The sequence below is a fragment of the Micromonospora sp. DT47 genome, from assembly GCF_049844475.1.
In the GTDB taxonomy this organism is placed as follows: Bacteria; Actinomycetota; Actinomycetes; order Mycobacteriales; family Micromonosporaceae; genus Micromonospora.
On record NZ_JBNCLC010000013.1, the window covers coordinates 72,922 to 90,913 of the forward strand.

At 75.8% G+C, this 17,992-nt stretch carries 13 protein-coding genes and 1 pseudogene; 7 read left to right on the forward strand and 7 right to left on the reverse strand.

The genetic code is table 11. The annotated features are described in order from the left end of the window. The first annotated feature begins 49 nt into the window (after window positions 1-49). The 3 genes from ACLQ2U_RS20355 (at window position 50) to ACLQ2U_RS20365 (ending at window position 3,011) form a co-directional block, all read left to right on the forward strand. Window positions 50-799, forward strand: coding sequence for a hypothetical protein (locus tag ACLQ2U_RS20355; protein ID WP_425752287.1), 750 nt, complete (start codon window positions 50-52; stop codon window positions 797-799). After that, the gene (locus tag ACLQ2U_RS20360; protein ID WP_425752288.1) at window positions 796-2,043 is read left to right on the forward strand and encodes an FAD-binding protein; all 1,248 of its coding nucleotides are present in this window, start codon (window positions 796-798) and stop codon (window positions 2,041-2,043) included. The genes ACLQ2U_RS20355 and ACLQ2U_RS20360 overlap by 4 nt, the downstream gene beginning before the upstream one ends. Window positions 2,044-2,144: 101 nt before the next feature. Then, window positions 2,145-3,011 carry an AraC family transcriptional regulator gene (locus tag ACLQ2U_RS20365; protein WP_425752289.1) on the forward strand — a complete coding sequence of 289 codons (867 nt, stop codon included), beginning with the start codon at window positions 2,145-2,147 and terminating at the stop codon, window positions 3,009-3,011. Between the two features lie 17 nt (window positions 3,012-3,028). Here ACLQ2U_RS20365 and ACLQ2U_RS20370 read toward each other — a convergent pair whose 3' ends face one another. Both ACLQ2U_RS20370 and ACLQ2U_RS20375 read right to left on the reverse strand, forming a co-directional pair. Then, window positions 3,029-4,171: a site-2 protease family protein gene (locus ACLQ2U_RS20370; RefSeq protein WP_425752290.1), complete on the reverse strand. Its 1,143-nt coding sequence runs from the start codon at window positions 4,169-4,171 to the stop codon at window positions 3,029-3,031. Between the two features lie 46 nt (window positions 4,172-4,217). After that, window positions 4,218-5,069, reverse strand: coding sequence for an alpha/beta hydrolase (locus ACLQ2U_RS20375; protein ID WP_425752291.1), 852 nt, complete (start codon window positions 5,067-5,069; stop codon window positions 4,218-4,220). A 337-nt stretch (window positions 5,070-5,406) separates the two neighbouring features. On the opposite strand from ACLQ2U_RS20375, the gene ACLQ2U_RS20380 reads away from it, so the two are divergent. The 3 genes from ACLQ2U_RS20380 (at window position 5,407) to ACLQ2U_RS20390 (ending at window position 8,704) form a co-directional block, all read left to right on the forward strand. Then, window positions 5,407-6,792 carry a ferric reductase-like transmembrane domain-containing protein gene (locus ACLQ2U_RS20380; protein WP_425752292.1) on the forward strand — a complete coding sequence of 462 codons (1,386 nt, stop codon included), beginning with the start codon at window positions 5,407-5,409 and terminating at the stop codon, window positions 6,790-6,792. Continuing rightward, window positions 6,792-8,255 (forward strand): NADH-ubiquinone oxidoreductase-F iron-sulfur binding region domain-containing protein, encoded by a 1,464-nt coding sequence (locus ACLQ2U_RS20385; RefSeq protein ID WP_425752354.1) that lies wholly within the window; start codon window positions 6,792-6,794, stop codon window positions 8,253-8,255. Before ACLQ2U_RS20380 ends, ACLQ2U_RS20385 begins: the two co-directional genes overlap by 1 nt. Window positions 8,256-8,371: 116 nt before the next feature. Beyond that, complete coding sequence (locus ACLQ2U_RS20390) at window positions 8,372-8,704, forward strand: hypothetical protein (protein ID WP_425752293.1); 333 nt, start codon at window positions 8,372-8,374, stop codon at window positions 8,702-8,704. Window positions 8,705-8,947: 243 nt separating this feature from the next. Here the strand turns inward: ACLQ2U_RS20390 and serS are convergent, their stop codons facing one another. From serS to ACLQ2U_RS20415, 5 genes are all read right to left on the reverse strand, one after another. Next, on the reverse strand, window positions 8,948-10,234 hold the full coding sequence (serS, locus tag ACLQ2U_RS20395) for a serine--tRNA ligase (protein ID WP_425752294.1): 1,287 nt from the start codon (window positions 10,232-10,234) through the stop codon (window positions 8,948-8,950). 761 nt (window positions 10,235-10,995) lie between these two features. Continuing rightward, on the reverse strand, window positions 10,996-12,078 hold the full coding sequence (locus ACLQ2U_RS20400; protein ID WP_425752356.1) for a MerR family transcriptional regulator: 1,083 nt from the start codon (window positions 12,076-12,078) through the stop codon (window positions 10,996-10,998). A gap of 75 nt (window positions 12,079-12,153) precedes the next feature. Continuing rightward, a complete protein-coding gene (locus ACLQ2U_RS20405; RefSeq protein ID WP_425752295.1) occupies window positions 12,154-13,332 on the reverse strand; it encodes a saccharopine dehydrogenase family protein in 1,179 nt (392 codons plus the stop codon). A 29-nt stretch (window positions 13,333-13,361) separates the two neighbouring features. After that, entirely contained in the window at window positions 13,362-14,534 is a 1,173-nt protein-coding gene (locus ACLQ2U_RS20410) for a zinc-dependent alcohol dehydrogenase (protein WP_425752296.1), read from the reverse strand. Continuing rightward, a complete protein-coding gene (locus ACLQ2U_RS20415) occupies window positions 14,531-14,974 on the reverse strand; it encodes a hypothetical protein (protein WP_425752297.1) in 444 nt (147 codons plus the stop codon). The genes ACLQ2U_RS20410 and ACLQ2U_RS20415 overlap by 4 nt, the downstream gene beginning before the upstream one ends. An 88-nt stretch (window positions 14,975-15,062) precedes the next feature. Here ACLQ2U_RS20415 and ACLQ2U_RS20420 point away from each other — a divergent pair. Continuing rightward, a pseudogene (locus ACLQ2U_RS20420) lies at window positions 15,063-17,922 on the forward strand (LuxR C-terminal-related transcriptional regulator). Window positions 17,923-17,992 lie beyond the last annotated feature (70 nt).

A 17,992-nucleotide genomic window follows, 5' to 3' on the forward strand; every position in this document is an offset into this window, starting at 1 on the left:
AACCCTGCCGGATGATGCTCCCTACCGCGCTCTCGGACGGGGGTACCACGTGGAGCTGCACCGCAACCGGGGTGGGCAGGCGCTGGCCGGGGTCTGCGTGCTGGCGGGGATCATGCTGCTCACGCTCGGCGACGGGGGCGGGCTGCTGCGGACGGTGGTGGCGGTCGGCGGGATCGGGCTCGGCGTCGCGGTGCTCGTCGGCACGCTGCGGCCGTTCCGGTTCGTCATCGCCGCCGACGGGCTGACCGTCCGGCGTCCGGGCCTGGACCGTGTCGTCCGCTGGTCGGAGCTGGACGCGATGGTGCTCGACCAGCCGGCGCCCCGCGCGGGCGTCCCGGTCGCCCCGAGGCTGCTCGCGGTGCCCGCCCCCGGTACGACCCTCGGCCTGCCCCTGGACGCCCGGCACCCGGTCGACGACCGCCCGGCGGCGGAGCTGCTCGACCTCGCCCCTATCCGGGAGTCGCCGGAGGAGATCGCGGCGGCGCTGGCGCGGTACGCCAGCGACCGCTTCGTCGACGCCCGTGCGCTGCCCCAGGGCGCCTTCCCCGACCCCGACTTCACGATCTGCCTGCGCGGCTACCGGACCGAGCCGGTCGACGCGCTCATCCGGCGCGGCCGGGAGGCGCTCGTCTCGAGCGACCCGGCGCGGCGGCGGGCGATCCGCGGGGAGATCACCCGGGCGCGCCAGGCCGGCCTGCGGCGCGACAACCGCGGCTACGACAGCCGCCAGGTGGACGAGGCGCTGGACGCCCTTGACGCCGCCCTGGCCGCCGAGCCCTCCGAACGGGAGCCGTCGTGACCGGCGTCCCGCGCCGCAACTGGGCCGGCAACGTCGGGTACGCGGCCCGCCGCTTCCACCGGCCGTCCACCGTGGAGGAGCTGCGCCGGCTGGTGGCCCGCGGCGAGCGGGTCCGCGCGGTCGGCACCGGCCATTCGTTCAACCGGCTCGGCGACACCACCGGCGACCTGGTCTCGCTGGCCGGGCTGCCGCCCACCGTGGAGATCGACCGGGACCGCGGCACGGTCACCGTCGCGGCGGGCCTGCGCTACGGCGACCTGGCCACCCGGTTGCACGCCGAGGGGCTGGCCGTGGCCAACCTCGCCTCGCTGCCGCACATCTCGGTGGCCGGCGCGGTGGCCACCGGCACCCACGGCTCCGGCGACGGCAACCGCAACCTCGCCGCCGCGGTGGCCGGGCTGGAGCTGGTCACGGCCGGCGGCGACCTGCTCGCCGTTGACCGGGCCGCCGGGGACCGGTTCGCCGGCATGGTGGTCTCCCTCGGCGCGCTCGGCGTGGTCACCCGGGTCACCCTGGACGTGGTACCGGCCCTCGAGATCCGCCAGTACGTCCGGCGGGACCTGCCCCGCGACGCGCTCGACGCGGCGTTCGCCTCGGCGTACAGCGTCAGCGGGTTCACCTCCTGGCGGTCGTCCCGGGTCGACCAGGTGTGGCGCAAGCAGCGGGCCGACCAGCCGCCGCCCCCGGCGGACTGGCTGGGGACCACGGCCGCTGACACGCCGCTGCACCCGGTGCCGGGCATCGACCCGGTGCACTGCACCCGTCAGCTGGGCGAGCCCGGCCCCTGGCACGAGCGGCTGCCGCACTTCCGGCTCGACTTCACCCCGAGCAGCGGCGACGAGCTCCAGTCCGAGTACCACCTGCCGCGCGTGGCGGCGGCCGGGGCGCTCGCCGCCCTGGACGGGATGCGGGACCGGATCGCGGCCGTGCTCCAGGTCTGCGAGCTGCGCACGGTCGCCGCCGACGAGCTCTGGCTGAGTCCGAACCAGGGGCGGGACAGCCTGGCGATCCACTTCACCTGGACCGACGACGCGGCGGCGGTGTTGCCGGTGGTGGCCGAGGTCGAGGAGCGGCTAACGCCCTTCGCACCCCGCCCGCACTGGGGCAAGGTCTTCACGCTGGATCCCGCGGCGGTGGCCGCCGCCTTCCCCCGGTACGCCGACTTCGCCGCCCTGCTGGCCGAGCTGGACCCGGCCGGCAGGTTCCGCACCGACCTGCTGGACCGCTACTTCCCCCGCCCCTGACCACCCGCCCCCTGACCACCCGACCGGACCGGGCACCGGATGTCGGGTCGGGGCGCCCGCGGCTGCCTAGCGTGGATCTCGGCAAACGGGAGGGAGACCAGGTGTTGGAGCGGCTCAACGAAGCCATGGGTTACGTAGAACGTCACCTCGACCAACCGATCGAGGTGGCCGAGCTGGCGCGGATCGCGGTGACGTCGGAGTACCACCTCCGGCGGCTCTTCTCCGCGCTGGCCGGAATGCCGCTGTCGGAGTACCTGCGCCGGCGCCGGCTCACCGTCGCCGCCGGCGAGGTGCTGGCCGGCGAGCGGACGCTCCTCGACATCGCGGTCCGCTACGGGTACGGCTCGACCGAGGCGTTCACCCGGGCGTTCCGGGCGGTGCACGGGGTCGGCCCCGGCGAGGCCCGGCGGACCGGCGCGGCGCTGCGCTCCCAGCAACGGCTCTCCTTCCACCTCGTCGTCGAAGGGAGTGGCAGCATGCGGTACCGCGTGGTGGAGAAGCCGGAGTTCCGGCTGGTCGGCAGGCGGGCCCGGGTTCCCCTGGTGCACCAGGGGATGAACCCGGCGATCGTGGAGTTCATCAGGGGCATTCCGAAGGAGACCGTGGCCCGGATCGAGGCCCTGTCGGACCAGGAGCCGGCGGGGATCGTCAACGTCAGCGACAGGCTCGGGGACGTCCGGGAGGAGGGCACCGAGCTGGACTACTGGCACGGGGTGGTGACCGGCGCCGACGCGCCGGAGGACCTGGACTGCGTCGCCGTGCCGGCCGGCACCTGGGCGGTCTTCGAGACCTCCGGCGAGTTCCCGGCGGCCGTGCAGCACCTGTGGCGGGACGTCTTCACCCAGTGGTTCCCGTCCAACCCGTACCGGAGCCGACCGGGACCGGAGATCTCCCGTACCCGGATCTCGGCCGACGGCACGCACGCGGACGCCGAGCTCTGGATCCCGGTGGAGCGGGCCGCCGCCTGAGGCGGACCCGCGTGGGGTCAGTGCCGGTCGCCGGCCAGCTGATCGCGCAGGCTGCCGCGTTGCACCGCCCGGCTGATGTCGCTGGGCGAGACGATGCCGACCAGCCGCTGGTCGGTGACCACCAGGGCGCGGCCGTCGGCGCACTCGCTGAGCCGGGGGAGGAGGTCGTTGAGCTGGTCCTCCGGCCCGGCGAGCACCAGCTCGTCGGCGCGGCAGGCCACCTCGCCGAGCGTGGTGGTGGCCCGCCGCTCGGCCGGGATGCCGCGGACCCGGTCCAGGGTGACCAGCCCGACCGGCCGGCCCTCCTCGGTCAGCGGCAGCGCCGAGTGCCGGTACGCGAAGAGATAGTGGTCGACGAAGTCGGCCACGGTCATCTCCGCCGAGGCGGTCTGCGGCTGCGGCGTCATCACGTCGGCGACCCGGACCCCGGCCAGCGCGCTGCCCATCCGGGCCTGGCGCCCCTCGACGCCGGCCGCGCCGATCAGGAACCAGCCGATCAGCGCCAGCCAGAGCCCGCCCACCCCGAAGCCGGCCAGGAACTGCCAGAGGCCGAGCCCGATCAGCAGCGCGCCGAGGATCCAGCCAGCCCGGGCGGCCACCACGGACGCCTTCGTCCGGTCGCCGGTCGCCTTCCACACCGCGGCCCGCAGCAGCCGGCCGCCGTCCAGCGGCGCGGCCGGCAGGATGTTGAAGACCGCCAGCAGCACGTTGATGCCGGCCAGCCAGGCCAGCGAGCCGAGCAGCAGCCCTTCCTGCCCGGCCAGCGCGAGCACCACGGCGATGCCGCCGAAGAAGAACCCGAGCAGCAGGCTGACCAGCGGCCCCACTCCGGCGATGCGCAGCTCCGCGCCCGGGTCCCGCGCCTCGCCGTGCAGCTCGGCGACGCCGCCGAGGAGCCAGAGGGTGATCCCCTTGACCTGGAGGCCGTTGCGCTTGGCGATCACCGCGTGGGAGACCTCGTGGGCCAGCAGGCCGAGGAAGAAGACCACTGCGGCGGCCAGCCCGGCCAGGACGTACGCCCAGGTGGGCCGGCCCGGGTAGGACCGGGGGAACTGGTTGGCCGACAGCGCCCACGCGATGAGCAGGAAGATGACCAGGACGCTCCAGTTGACCCCGACGGGTACCCCCGCGACCCGGCCAAGCCGGAAGCTCGCCCTCATGCCTCAGGCATACCCCCGGGACGCCGTCCCATGCCAGGGCCGAATGTCACCAGAGGGGCGGGTCGCCGACGACGGCGGGGGAGCGGGTGGTGGCCATCTCCACCGCCCAGTCCAGCGCGTAGTCCGACACCTTCTCCCAGCCCGGCTCGCCCACCGTGAAGTGGGATCGCCCGGGGAACCCGTGATACGCGGTCACCGCCCGCGACTTCTGGTAGAGCGCGGCGTTCGCCTTGACCAGTTGCGGTGGCGCCACGTGGTCCTCGCCGCCGGCGATCAGCAGCAGCGGCCCCCGGCCGTCGCGTCTGGTGTTCACCGTCGCCGCCGACCGGGGGTCGAGGTTGGCGAACGCCCCCTCGAAGAGCACGTGCCCGGCCGCCGGGACGGCGTACCGCTGCCAGGCCCGGCCGGAGTCCTCCGCGCTCAGGGTGTTGCCGAAGGCGTACCGGAACTGTTCCGGCGTGAACGGCACCGCCCGGTGCCGGTTGACGGGGTTGCGCAGCACCGGGTACGCCGACCGCAGGGTGCTGACCGGCAGCCGGAGCACCCCCTGGACCGGCGCCGAGGCGATCGCCACGGTGGCCGCGCCGTGCCCCCGGTCGAGCAGCACCTGGGCGACCAGGCCGCCGAACGAGTGCCCCATCACGATCGGCGGGTTCGGCAGCTCCTGGATCACCTCCGCGTGGTGGTCGATGATCCGGTCCAGGGTGATCCCGGCGATCGGGGCGGGATCCTGGCGCAGCGCCTCGACCTCGGCCTCCATCCCGGGCCAGGCCGGCGTCACCACGCGGAAGCCGAGCGCCCGGAAGCGCCGGGCCCATCCCTCCCAGCTGCGCGGTGTCATCCAGAGGCCGTGGATCAGCATGATTGTGTCGACCCGTCCGGTCGGCGCGGTGCCCATGGCGTCCCTCCCCGGTGCGGCGGTGCGCGGACCCCGCCGGTTACCCGCCGCACGCGCCGGGAATCCCGCCCGGGCGTCGCCGGCCCTGACATTTGCCGGCAACCGGGCCGAGGGATGGTGGCGGTGCCGGGGGAGGGGTTCAGCTGACGGCTTCTTGCAGCCGGATGGACATACGTCGTTGCGCGGGGCGCTACACGCGTCCCGGGGCGGGTCGGTTCGACGGATCGGCCGAGAAATTCGGCACCCAGACTGATCCGTACGCGCCGGGCGTCCGTACTGGATGAGGGAGCAGGGTCGGCCGGTGGGGGCGCCGCCGTGAGACACGATCGAGGAGCAGATGGCCCGGGCAGAGCAGAACCAGAAGGTGGCGACGGTCCGGACCACCACCACGAGCCGTGGTGTCCGGACGACGTCGAAGTCCACGATGGCACTGTTGACCGTGTCCGCGCTCGCCCTGGTCTGGGCGGTCGTGGAGCTCTCCGGAGCCGGCGGCTCGATGTACGCCTACGGCTTCTTCTTCACCGAGTTCTTCGCCGGGGTGGTGGCCCTGGTCTCGCTGAGCCTCACCGTGATGATGGGGCTGCTCGCCACCGACCGGCTGGTGCTGAAGATCCCGCACCGGGTGCTGCTGCAGTCCGCGCACCGGGCCGCCGGCGTCCTCGGCGTGGCCGGGCTGGTCTTCCACGTCATCACGAAGATCGCCATCGGGCGGGCCGGGCCCACCGACGCCGTGGTGCCGTTCGTCGGCGGCCGCGGGCTCTACGTCGGCCTCGGCACGGTCGCCGCGTTCCTGATGGTGAGCGTCCTCTGGACCGGGATCATCCGGGTCCGCTTCGCCGGCGTCGGTCCGAAATGGTGCTGGCGAGCGCTGCACTCCATGGCGTACGTCTCCTGGCCGTTCGCGTTGGTCCACGGCCTCAACGCCGGCCGGGCGGTGAAGTCCTGGGTGACGCTGAGCTACCTGGCCTGCGTGCTGCTGGTGGTGGTGGCGCTGATGGTCCGGTTCTCCGTCTACGTCGGCAAGCGCAGCCGGGAACAGCACCAGGCCGCGGCGATGAACACGGCGATGACCATCCGGGCGACCGAGGAGGGCAGGGCCCGGACGCTGCTCGGCGGCCGCGGCCGGAAGAAGGCCGAGAGCGAGGAGAAGGAGAGCCGGGGCGGCTGGGCCGAGCCGACCGCCACTTCGTGGAGTGCGCCGACCGGCAGCGCCCGCCGCCGCAACCCCGAGCGGTTCACCGTGCCGGTGGTGCCCGAGCCCGGCACGCTGCGTGAACCGGTCTCCACCGGTCGCCGTGCCCGGCTGGACGAGGACATCACGCCGGTCTCCACCGGCCGGCGGGTCCGGCGGGACGACGACGACCTGGTCGCCCGCTACTCGGCACCGCCCCGGGCTCGGGGCGGCGAGCCCGAGGAGCCGTGGGACAGCCCGCGCCGCTGGGAGACCTCGCTGCCCGTCTCCGCCGAGCTGATCTTCGCGACCCCGCGCAGCGGCGCGGGCCGGCACAGCGTCGAGGAGGACGTGCCGGAGGAGCCGGACTACTGGCGGCCGCCGGCCCGCTACGTCGTCGACGACCCGCCCGTCGACGACACCCCGACCCTGGTCGACCTGGCCTCCCGGCGGGCGCTGCGGGCCTCCGGCGACAACCGCCGCCGGCGCCGGGCCAACGCGGACGCGGTCGACGGGGCGTACTGGGCCGGGCTGCGGGGTGAGGCCCGGTGATGCGGATCAAGCTGCCCCCGGTGGCCTGCGTCGGCGAGCCCCGGCTCACCGCCGGGTTCGCCGAGTACGGCCGGCTCGACCTGATGGCGCACGAGGAGGTGCACGGCCCGATCGGTCCGATGGAGCCGGCCAACCTGCTCCGGCTGGCCGAGAGCATCCAGCTCAAGGGCAGGGGTGGGGCGGGCTTCCCGTTCTTCCGCAAGCTCACGGCGGTGCTGGAGTCCTGCGAGCGGCAGGACCTCGCCGCCGTGGTGGTGGTCAACGCCACCGAGGGCGAGCCGGCCAGCTGGAAGGACAAGGTGCTGCTCGCCCGGGCGCCGCACCTGATCCTCGACGGCGCCGCGCTGGCCGCGTACGCGCTGGACGCCGAGGAGATCGTGATCGGCGTCGCCGACGGCATGGTCGGCCGGGACTCGCTGACCGAGGCCCTCCAGGAGCGCCGGATGCCCGTGCCGACCAGCATCGTCACCGTGCCGCACCGGTTCATCTCCGGCGAGGGCGGCGCGCTCGTCAACGGGATCAACGGGCTGCCGCACATCCCGCCCGGCACCAAGAAGCGCTCCAGCGACTCCGGGGTCGGCGGGCTGCCCACCCTGCTCTCCAACGCGGAGACCTACTCCCAGCTGGCGATCGCCGCCCGGCTCGGCCCGTACGAGTACGCCGCGCTCGGCACCGACGAGGAGCCCGGCATGGTGCTGCTCACGGTGACCGGCGCGGCCAGGCGGCCGGCCGTGGTCGAGTGCGCCGCCGGCACCCCGCTGCGGGAGATCCTCGACCTCTGCCAGGTGCCGGACGGGCCGGGCATCCTGATGGGCGGCTACCACGGCAAGTGGATCACCCAGGACGCGGCGGACCGGGCGGAGGTGTCCCGCAAGGGCCTCACCAAGGTCGGCGGCACGCTGGGCGCCGGCATCGTCGTCCCGCTCGCCAACGACACCTGCCCGCTCGGCGAGGCCGCGCAGGTGGTCCGCTACCTGGCGGGCGAGTCCGCCGGCCAGTGCGGCCCGTGCAAGATGGGTCTGCCCGACCTGGCCCGCGCGGTCGACCTGGCGGTCTCCGGCAGCGCGCCGGTGGAGGTCGTCCGGGCCGCCGCCGGCGACGTCAAGGGCCGCGGCGCGTGCAGCCACCCCGACGGTACGGCCCGGTTCGCGCTCTCCGCGGTGGAGGTCTTCGCCGAGGACCTGCGGCTGCACACCACCGGGGAGGGGTGCGGGCGGCGGGTCAAGGGCGTGATGGGCCTGCCCGGGGCGCCCGACGCCAACCCGCAGAAGCTCACCCTGGACTGGTCTCGTTGTGACGGGCACGGGCTCTGCGCGCACGTGGTGCCGGACTTCATCCGGCTGGACGGCAACGGATACCCCGCCTTCCCGCCCACCCCGGTGCCGACCTGGCTCAAGGAGGGCGCGATGAAGGCGGTCAAGGTCTGCCCCGAGCTCGCGCTGCGGCTCGCCAAGGCCGAATAGCTCGCCCACCGAGAGGAGACGCGGATGCGGTCGTACCGGAGGACCGGACAGGGTGGACGGCCGCCCGCCGTCGCTGTCGCCGCTGCGCGGCCGGGTGGTGGCCGGGCTGGTACGAGGTGCGGCTCGCCCAGGGCCGGCACGACGCGTTCGGCGACCCGGTGGTGGTCGGCGCGGCCCGGGTCCAGCACGCCCTGGTCGCGGCCCTGGACGCGGTCGGCCCCGGGGTGCTCGCGGTGGCGCTGCTGGTGCTGCTGCTGGTGGCGGCGGTGCTGGCCCGGCGGGCCCCGGCCGGCGGCCGGCGGCGTCCGGCCAGCGCCACGGTGGACCGCCCGCCGGTGGGCGATGACGCCGCGGTGAGGCGGGCACCGGCAGCGTCAACTGGCCGGCGCGGTCGATCAGCTGGCCGGTTGACGCTGCCGGTGCCCGCGTCCAACTGTCACGGTGCGTGACCTCCTGGCCGTCCGCATGTCGTCACGAGCGATATGACTGCCAGTCATATTCCTGCCTCGGCGTCATGTCGCTCGTCGGCCAACTGTCCGGCGGCGCGGGCCAGGCCCTCCGTTGCCCCGCCGACCGGCGGTAGCGCCGGGAGCGGTCCGCCGGGCCGACCCGCCGCTGCCACCGCCGACCGACCATGACGCGAAACGAGGGCGGCGAGGCCGGGAAGCCCGACCCCGCCGCCGTCGAGACGGTCAGCGGACCGGCGTGAGCCGGTCGGTGCCCAGCCGGTCGCGGAGCACCTCCGGCACCAGCACCGAACCGTCGGCCTGCTGGTACTGCTCCAGGATGGCCGGGAAGAGCCGGCTGGTGGCCAGCGCCGACCCGTTGAGGGTGTGCACGAAGCGGGTCTGCTTGCTACCCGGCTCGCGGTAGCGGATGGCCGCCCGGCGGGCCTGGTAGTCGCCGGCCCAGGAGACCGACGACACCTCCTTGTACTTGCCGGTGCTCGGCATCCAGACCTCGATGTCCAGGGTCTTCTTCATCGAGGCGCTGGCGTCGCCGGCGGAGAGCAGGGTGCGCTGGTAGTGCAGGCCCAGCCCCTCGACCAGGCTCTCCGCGTGGGCGAGCATCTCCTCCAGCGCCGTGTCCGCTTGCTCCGGCAGGGTGAACTGGAAGATCTCCACCTTGTTGAACTGGTGACCCCGGACGGTGCCGCGCTCGTCCGAGTGCGACCCGGCCGACTCCCGCCGGTAGCACGGGGTGTAGGCGAACGCCTTCAGCGGCAGCTTCGCGGTCTCCAGGATCTCGTCCTGGTAGGCCCCGAGGATCGCCGTCTCCGAGGTGGGCAGCAGGAACTGCCCGCGCGGGGCGGACTCCTTGTCCAGGTGGTAGACGTCGTCGTAGAACTTGGGGAACTGGCCGGCGGCGAAGCCGGCGGTGTCCAGCAGCAGGTGCGGCGGGAGCAGGAACTCGTAGCCGGCCTTGACGTGCTGGTCGATGAACCAGTTGAGCAGCGCCCATTCCAGCCGGGCGCCCAGGCCGGTGTAGATCCAGAAGCCGGAGCCGCCGAGCTTGACCCCGCGCTCGTAGTCGACCAGGCCCAGCGCGCGGCTCAGCTCCACGTGGTCGCGGACCCTCTCGATGGCCGGCGGCTCACCGAAGGTCTTGACCACCCGGTTGGCTTCCTTGCCGCCCCCCACGACGTCGTCGGCGGGCAGGTTGGGCAGTTCGCTCATCGCCCCGCGCAGCCGGGCCTGCACCTCGTCCAGCTGGGACTCCAGCTCGGCGAGCTGCTTGCGCTCGGCCTCCGGCGCCACGGACTCCGGCGCGGTGCCGGCCCGCTTCGCCTGCGCGTACGCCCGCGCCTCGGCCTTGCGGCGCTGCCGCTCGGCGTCGATCTCGCCGATCAGGGCGCGGCGTTCCTGGTCGAGTCGCTGGATCTCGTCCAGGGCCCGGTTGACCTCGGCGGGATCCAGTCGCTTCGCCAGCGCGGTCGCCACCGCCTCGCGATCCTTCCGGATCAACTCCATGTCGAGCATGCTGCTCCGTACGCCTCCGTCCGGGGACTTCAGGGGGGACCCCCAGATGCTACCGTCGCGGCCCTCCGCGCCCGGGCCGGCCCGGAGGAGCCGTCGACACCGGCGGCAGCGGCGGCACAGCCCCGCGCTGTCCCGGCCGCTGCCCGGCCCGGGCATGGCCCATGCCCGGCCCGTGCCCGCCCTTGCCGGGTCCCGGCCTTGCGGGCGTCGCGCCTGCCGGCCTCGCGGCCGTCCCGCGTGCCCGCCCTCGCCAGTGTCGCGCGCTCCGGTCGCCGGGGTCGGGTGACTGTTTGTGAGGGCGGCCCCATCGGGAGGATGCCGTCACTGCCGGTGCTGCCCGGACCAGCGCTTTCCTCTCCCGGCCGCGCCGCGCCCGGACACTCTCTTTTCTCGCTTTGCTCTGCTGCCGCCCAGGCAACAGCAACCCAGCGTGGCTGTTGCCTCCGGGGCAGCAGAGCAAAGCGTGCGAGCAAGGTGGGCGGCGGGCCGGCGGCGGTGACCGGGTGTGACGACAGGCAGGCCGACGCGAGGCCGGCCAGGTCGGCGGGCCAGCTGATGACGCGCCGGGCCGTCCGGAGCGACGCGCGGGCTGCCCGGGACGAGCGCCCGCGTGGGTCGAGGATCCGGTGGGCGCGGCGCCGCGATGGGCGTGGCGACGCGGGGCGTGGGGCGAGGACCCGGTGGGCGCGGCGCCGCAGGGGTGGGCTGCGACCGCGGTGGGTGCGAGGCCGCCGGGCGCGGGCCGGCGGTGGGCCGCCCGGTCAGAGCCGGATCGGCATCAGGATGGAAAAGGCGTCCGCGTCATCGGGGCGGCGGATCGCCAGCGGGGCGATCGGGCCGTCCAGCTCCAGCAGCAGCTGCGACCCGCCGGCGGCGTCCAGCGCGTCGAGCAGGTAGCCGCCGTTCACCCCGATCCGCAGCTCGCCGGGGTCTCCGGCCAGATCGCCCGGCCCGAGCAGGCGCAACCCGTCCCGGTCGTCCAGTCCCATCACGGTGACCGCCAGCGGTACGCCCTCGTGGTCGCGGGTGACGGTGGGGGCGTCGCTGTCGCGCAGCGCGGCGCGCAGGGCGACCGCGTCGACGGGGACCTGCCGCCCGGGCGGGTCGCCGACCGCCTGGCGCAGCAGCCGGCGGTGGTCCGGGAAGTCGTACGGCAGGGCGGTCGTGGTGACCTCGCGGCCGGCGACGGAGACGGTGACCTGCGTGCTGGCGACCGTCAGGTGCGTCTCCGGGGTGATCCCCACGCCGGTGTCGAGCAGCGCGCGGATCTCGTCGACCGCGGCCACCGGGACCACCGCCCGCGCCGCCGGGCCGTCCACCCTTCCCCGGGTACGCGCCACCGCCAGCCGGTGCCGGTCGGTGGCGACCAGCTGTGCGCCGTCCGGCTCGACGTCGAACAGCACGGCGGACAGCACCGGCAGTTCGGGATCGTGGCCGACGGCGAAGCGGACGGCGTCCACGGCGGCGGCCAGGTCCACGCGGGACAGCACGAGTCGGGTGGTCATCGGGTTCTCCTCGGGATCGACCAGGGTGCGGATCCGGGAGAGTTCACGGCGAGCGTCGGCCAGGCCGTTCTCCAGCTGGCGCAGGTGCGCGTCGAGCAGCCGCCCGACCACCGCCGGCTCGCCCCGGTGCCGCAGCGCCTCGGCGATCCCGGCCAGCGGCATGCCGACCCGGCGCAGGCCGGCGACCAGCCGGGCCGGCGCCACCTGCTCGTCGGCGTACCAGCGGTAGCCGGTCGCCGGGTCCACCAGCGCCGGGGCCAGCACCCCGCAGCGGTCGTAGAACCGCAGCGCGCTGACCGTCAGGCCGCTGGCCCGGGCCAGCTCGCCGATGCTGCGCAGTTCGCTCTCCACGACGGTGATCCTGTCCCCTCAACCAGGTCGAGGGTCAAGCCGCCGACCCCACGCACCCTCCGCTCAGCGCGGCGCGTCCAGCACCCGGAACGTCATGCCCGCCTTCACCAGCCGGTCGAGCAGCGCGTCGCCCATCGCGGTCACCGGGGTGACCTGCCCGGCGGTGGCCGGCAGGTCGTCCAGCGCCAGGCAGAGCGCGGACTCGGCGAGCATCTTCGCCGTCTCGTCGTAGCCCGGGTCGCCGCCGGAGACCTCGGTCAGCACCTTCCGGTCGCCGCCGGAGCCGAGGAAGCGCACCCGGAACCAGGACTTCGCCCGCTGCTCGGCGCTCGGCCCCTGGCCGGAGGTGAGCCGGCCGAGCAGCCAGCGCCGGGTCGGGGGCAGCTTCACCAGGCCGATCAGGCCGGCCATCCCGGCCCCGGCGACCAGGATCGTCGGCAGCCGCTTCACCGCGGCGAAGTGCCGGTAGCGGAAGTCCGGGCCGTACTCCGGACGGGCCGCCGCGGACCGGCGGACCACCTGCGGGTCGATGGTGGGCAGCGGCACCGCCCACATGCCGATCTCCTTCGACCGGCCGACCTTCCCGGGCACCGCGCGGACCCGGCGGCCCTCCGGCCGCGGCTCGACCGCCTTGCGTGCCTTGGCGGCCCGGCTCATCTCTCCGGCCCGGGAGAAGGCGGTGAGCGCCGAGTGGTACGTCCCGGCGGAGATCTTCCCGCCGGCCCGGACGAACCCGTCGACGGTGATCGGCCCGTCCGACGGCAGCTGCTTCACGGTGTACCAGGCGCCGAGGTCGTGCGGGATCGAGTCGAAGCCGCAGGCGTGCACCAGCCGGGCGCCGGTGCGCGCCGCCTCGGCGTGGTGCCGCACGTACATCAGGTCGACGAACTCCGGCTCGCCGGTGATGTCCAGGTAGTCGGTGCCGGCCGCGGCGCACGCGGCGACCAGCGGCTCCCCGTGGTGGATGTACGGCCCGACGGTGGTCGCCACCACCCGGGCGCTCTCCGCCACCGCCTGCAGCGAGGCGGCGTCGGTGACGTCCGCGGTGAACAGCGGCAGCTCGGCCAGCGCCGGGTCGATGTCGGCCAGCCGGTCGCGGACCGCGGCCAGCTTGGTCGGGTTGCGGCCGGCGAGCGCCCAGCGCAGCCCGGCGGGGGCGTGCCGGGCCAGGTACTCGGCGGTCAGCCCGCCGGTGAAGCCGGTCGCGCCGAACAGGACCATGTCGTACGGGCGGTCGCGCATCCGCCGAGTCTGCCATTAGCGAGCGCTGCTCACCCGTCCGGTGTGAAGACCGCCCGCACGCAGCCGTCGGTCCGGTCCCGGAACAGCGCGTAGCCGGCCGGGGCCTGCTCCAGCGGCAGCCGGTGGGTGGCCAGGTGCTCGGTGCGCAGCTCGTCGCGGGCCATCCGGTCCAGCAGCATCGGGATCCACCGCTGCCCGTGCTGCCGGGCGCTGCGCAGGGTCAGCCCCTTGTTCATCACCGCGCCGAGCGGGAAGGTGTCGACGAACCCGGTGAAGGTGCCGGAGACGAAGACCGTCCCGCCCTTTCGGCAGGCGTGCACCGCCTCCCGCACCGCCAGCGGGTCCTCGGCCGGCCCGCGCCGGCCGGTGAACCGCGCCGCCAGCGAGGGTGGTCCGGCGCCGTCGGCGGCCCCGCCGGCCGCCTCCACGCAGACGTCCGGGCCCCGGCCGCCGCTGCGCTCGCGCAGCTCGGCGGGGACGTCGGTGAGTTCGAAGTTGAGCGTCTCCGCACCGGTGTGCCGCTCGGCCATCCGGAGCCGCTCCGGGTGCCGGTCGATCACGATCACCCTGTCCGCGCCGAGCAGCCTCGCTGCCTGCGCGGTCAGCTGGCCCACCGCGCCCGCGCCCCAGACCGCGACCACGTCGCCGGGGCGTACCTCGCCCAGCTCGGCGCCCATCCAGCCGGCCGGGGCGGCGTCCGAGGCGAAGACGGCCCGGTCGTCGCTGACCGGGTCCGGGACGGTGAACGCCCCGACGTCGGCGTACGGGACCCGGACGTACTCGGCGTGGCTGCCGGCGAAGCCGCCGGCGGCCCGGGGATGGCCGTAGCAGCCGCCGGTGGGCTGGCCCCAGGCCGACTCGGTGACCGCCGGCGCGGTACCGGAGTTGTCGCAGCACGAGTGCAGCCCCTGTCGGCAGTACCAGCAGCTGCCGCCGGCGACCGCGGCGGAGACCACCACCCGGTCGCCGACCCGGTGCCCGCGTACCTCCGGTCCGACCTCGGCCACCTCGCCGAGGAACTCGTGCCCGAGCACGTCCCCGGCGGCCAGGAGGGGCAGCCGCCCCTCGACCAGCGGCAGGTCCGCGCCGCAGGTGGCGCTGCGCCGGACCCGCACGATCATGTCGTGCGCGTTGCGCAGCTCCGGGTCGGGCACCTGGCGTACCGCGAGCGCGTCGGCGCCCTCCCAGCACAGCGCCCTCATCCGGGCACCGCCGGCCGGTCCAGCGGGGAACGGTCCGCGCGCAGCAGCTCCCCGGTCTCGGCGAGCTGCTTGACCCGGCGCAGCACGTCCCGCAGGAACAGGCCGGGGTCGTCGCCGACCAGGTGGGCGGCCATCCCGGGCAGGGTGGTCACCCCGCCGAGCGGCCGGGCGGCCAGCTCGGTGCCGCGGCCGCCGGGGGCCCGCCGCAGGTGCAGCTCCACCGCCCCGTCCAGCGGGCGCAGCGGCTCCGGCCACCGCCCGTCGGGCAGCACCTCCGCCGGCGGGCGGGCCACCGTCACCACCTGCCACCGGGCCGGGTCCGGGTCGGCACCCGCCGCGCGCGGCCAGCCACCCTGCCGGGGTGCGGCCAGGGAGCGCAGCGCGGCCGCCCCGAGCGTCGCCACGGCGAGGGTCAGCCCGCCGCCTGCCAGCCGTCGCATCCGTACCACCTGCCCCTCGCACCATCCGGAACCGTGCCTCGCCGACCGGTCACGTCGTGACCGTCCGCCCATGCTCGCCGCCGACCGGGTGAAGTGGGCTCCTCCCGAAGGGGTGAACGGGTTCCCGTCGGGTAACCGCGGCCACCGGGGGAGGACCGCGCCGACGGAGGTGGTGCATGCCGCAGCAGCTCAGCAGCAACGGGATCGCCGAGGCGGCGGCCGGTCCGGCGCCGCTGCTGACCTCCCGGCTCGCCCCGCCCCCGCTGCCCGAGCCGGTGCTGCTCCGACCGCGGCTGCTGCGCCGCCTCGACGACGGGGTCACCGGCTCGGTCACCCTGGTCCGCGCCGCGGCCGGCTGGGGCAAGACCACGGTGCTCGCCTCCTGGGCCCGGTCGCTGCCGGAGCCCGGGCCGGCCTGGGTCCAGGTCGAGGCGGGCGACTCCGGGGAGCGGCTCTGGGCGTACCTGGCGGCGGCGCTGCGCGGAGCGGCGGAGGGGGAGCCGGGGGACTGGCCGCCGGTGCCGGTGATCCCGCCCCGCCCCGACCAGCTGGAACTGCTCGCCGCAGCGCTCGCCGCCCGGGAGCGGCCGGTGCTGCTCGTCCTGGACGACCTGCACCGGATCACCGATCCGGCGGCGCTCACCGGGCTGGAGTTCCTGCTCCGCCACACCGACCAGCGGCTGCGGCTGGTCGCCGGCGCCCGTACCGAGCTGCCGCTGGCGCTGCACCGGCTGCGGCTCTCCGGCGAGCTGACCGAGATCGGCCCGGACGAGCTGGCATTCACCACCGACGAGGTGGCCGACCTGCTGGTGGCGCACGGGGTACCGCTGCCGGCGGCGGCGGTCGCTCGGCTGCGCGAGCGGACCGGGGGCTGGCCGGCCGGGCTGCGGTTCGCCGCGCTGGCGGCGCGCGAGCGGCCCGACCCGGAACGCTGGGCCGAGCGGTTCGGCGGGGAGCAGCCGGAGGTCGCCGCGTACCTGCGGGCCGAGGTGCTGGACGGGCTGGCGCCGTCGGCGCGGGAGCTGCTGCGGCGTACGGCGGTGGCGACCGCGGTCCGCGCCGACCTCGCCGACGCGTTGACCGGGCGCACCGACGGCGGGCAGGTGCTGGCCGGGCTGGCCCGGGACAGCGGCTTCCTGCACCACGACGACAGCGACCCGCCCTGGTACCGCTGCCACCCGCTCCTGGCCGACCTGCTCCGCGACGAACTCACCGGGCTCCCCGACGACGAGCGGCGGGACCTGCACCTGCGCGCGGCCGGCTGGTACGCCGGGCACGACCGGCCGGCCGAGGCGCTGCGGCACGCGCTCGCCGCCGGTGAGTGGGAGCGGGCCACCGAGCTGCTGCTCACCGGCTGGCCGGAGCTGACACCGTACGGCGGGGAGGCGCCGGCCGGCCCGCCGCCGGCCGCGCCGCCGCCGGAGGCGGTCCGGGGGGATCCGGAGCTGGCGCTGGCCCGCGCCGCCGAGCGGGCGTACGCCGGGGACACCGCCGCCGCCGGCGACCACCTGCGGCAGGCGGTGGAGCAGGCCCGGTCGCTCCCCGCGCCGCGCCGGGACCGGTTCCGTCGGCTGGCCACCGCGCTGGAACTCACCCTGGCCCGGCTGGCCGGCGACCACCCGGTGGTACGCCGGGCCGCCGCCCGGCTGCTCGCCACCCGCGGGCCGGCGGGCCCCGACGGGCGTACCGCCGAGGGCCCGGCGGCCGGCGGCGAGCTGTCTGCCGGCGTGCCGGTCGTGGCCGGCGCGCCGGTGGACGACGACCCCCGGGCCGGCGCGGGCGAAGATGCCGACGTGCGGGCGGTGGCCGGTACCGCGCTCGGCCTGGTCGACCTCGCCGAGGGGGACCTGCGCGCGGCGGCCGCCCGGTTCGGCGGGGCGCTGTCGGCGGCCCGCCGGGCCGGCCGGCCGCGCACCGAACTGGTCTGCGCGACCCGGCTGGCCATGCTGCACGCGCTGGCCGGGGAGCTGCTAACGGCCGAGGAGACCGCCCGGGCGGCGCTGGCGATGCCGCCCTGCCAGGGCTGGTCGGGCCGGGCCGACTGCGCCCACGCACACCTGGCGCTGGCCCTGGTGGCGCTGTACCGGGACCAGCCGGAGGAGGCGAGCGCCCGGCTGGCGCTGACCGGTCCGGCGACCGGGGAGGCGACGGTGGCGGCCGTCGCCGCGCTGTGCCGGGCCGCGCTGCTGCGCGACGCCGGGGAGCACGCCGCGGCGACCCAGGTCGTGTCGCAGGCCCGGGAGCGGCTGACCGACCGGCGAGAGCTGACCGACCGGCTGCTCGCCCTCGAGGCGGACCTGCGGGGCGAGCAGGGCGACATGGACACCGCCCGGCGGCTGCTCGTCGACCGGGCCCGGGAACCCGACCCGGCGCCGGTGCTGGCGCTGGCCCTGGCCCGGGTGGAGCTGCGGGGCGGGGACGTCCGGGCGGCCGGGTACGCCCTGCCGGACTGGGACGGCCCCGCTGCCGGCGGCTGGCCGCTGCCGGTACGCCTCGCCGCCGGAGTGCTGGACGCGGTGCTGGCCCGCCGGGGCGGCGACGACCGGCGGGCCGGCCGGCTGCTGGAAAGGGCCCTCGACCTGGCCGGCCCGCAGGGGTACCGGCGGGTCTTCACCCGGGCCGAACCGGCGGTACGCGACCTGCTCGCCGCCCACCTGGACTCCGGCACCGCGCACTGGCCCACCGTCAGCGACCTGGTCCAGGGGGCCGACGAGCCGGCGGAGGGTGGCCCGGCCGGCCCGGAGCGGGCGCTGGACGAACCGCTGACCGAGCGGGAGCTGACCATCCTGCGCTACCTGCAGAGCATCCTGTCCAACGTGGAGATCGCCAGCGAGCTGTCCCTGTCGGTCAACACCGTCAAGACGCACGTGCGCAACATCTACCGCAAGCTCGACGCCACCCGTCGCCGGGAGGCCGTCCGGCGGGCCCGCGAGCTGCGGCTGATCTGAGCGGCCGGCCGCCCGGGTGGGCCCCGCGCGGTCGACGGCGGGCCGCCCGCCGCCGGGCGGTGCGATCCCG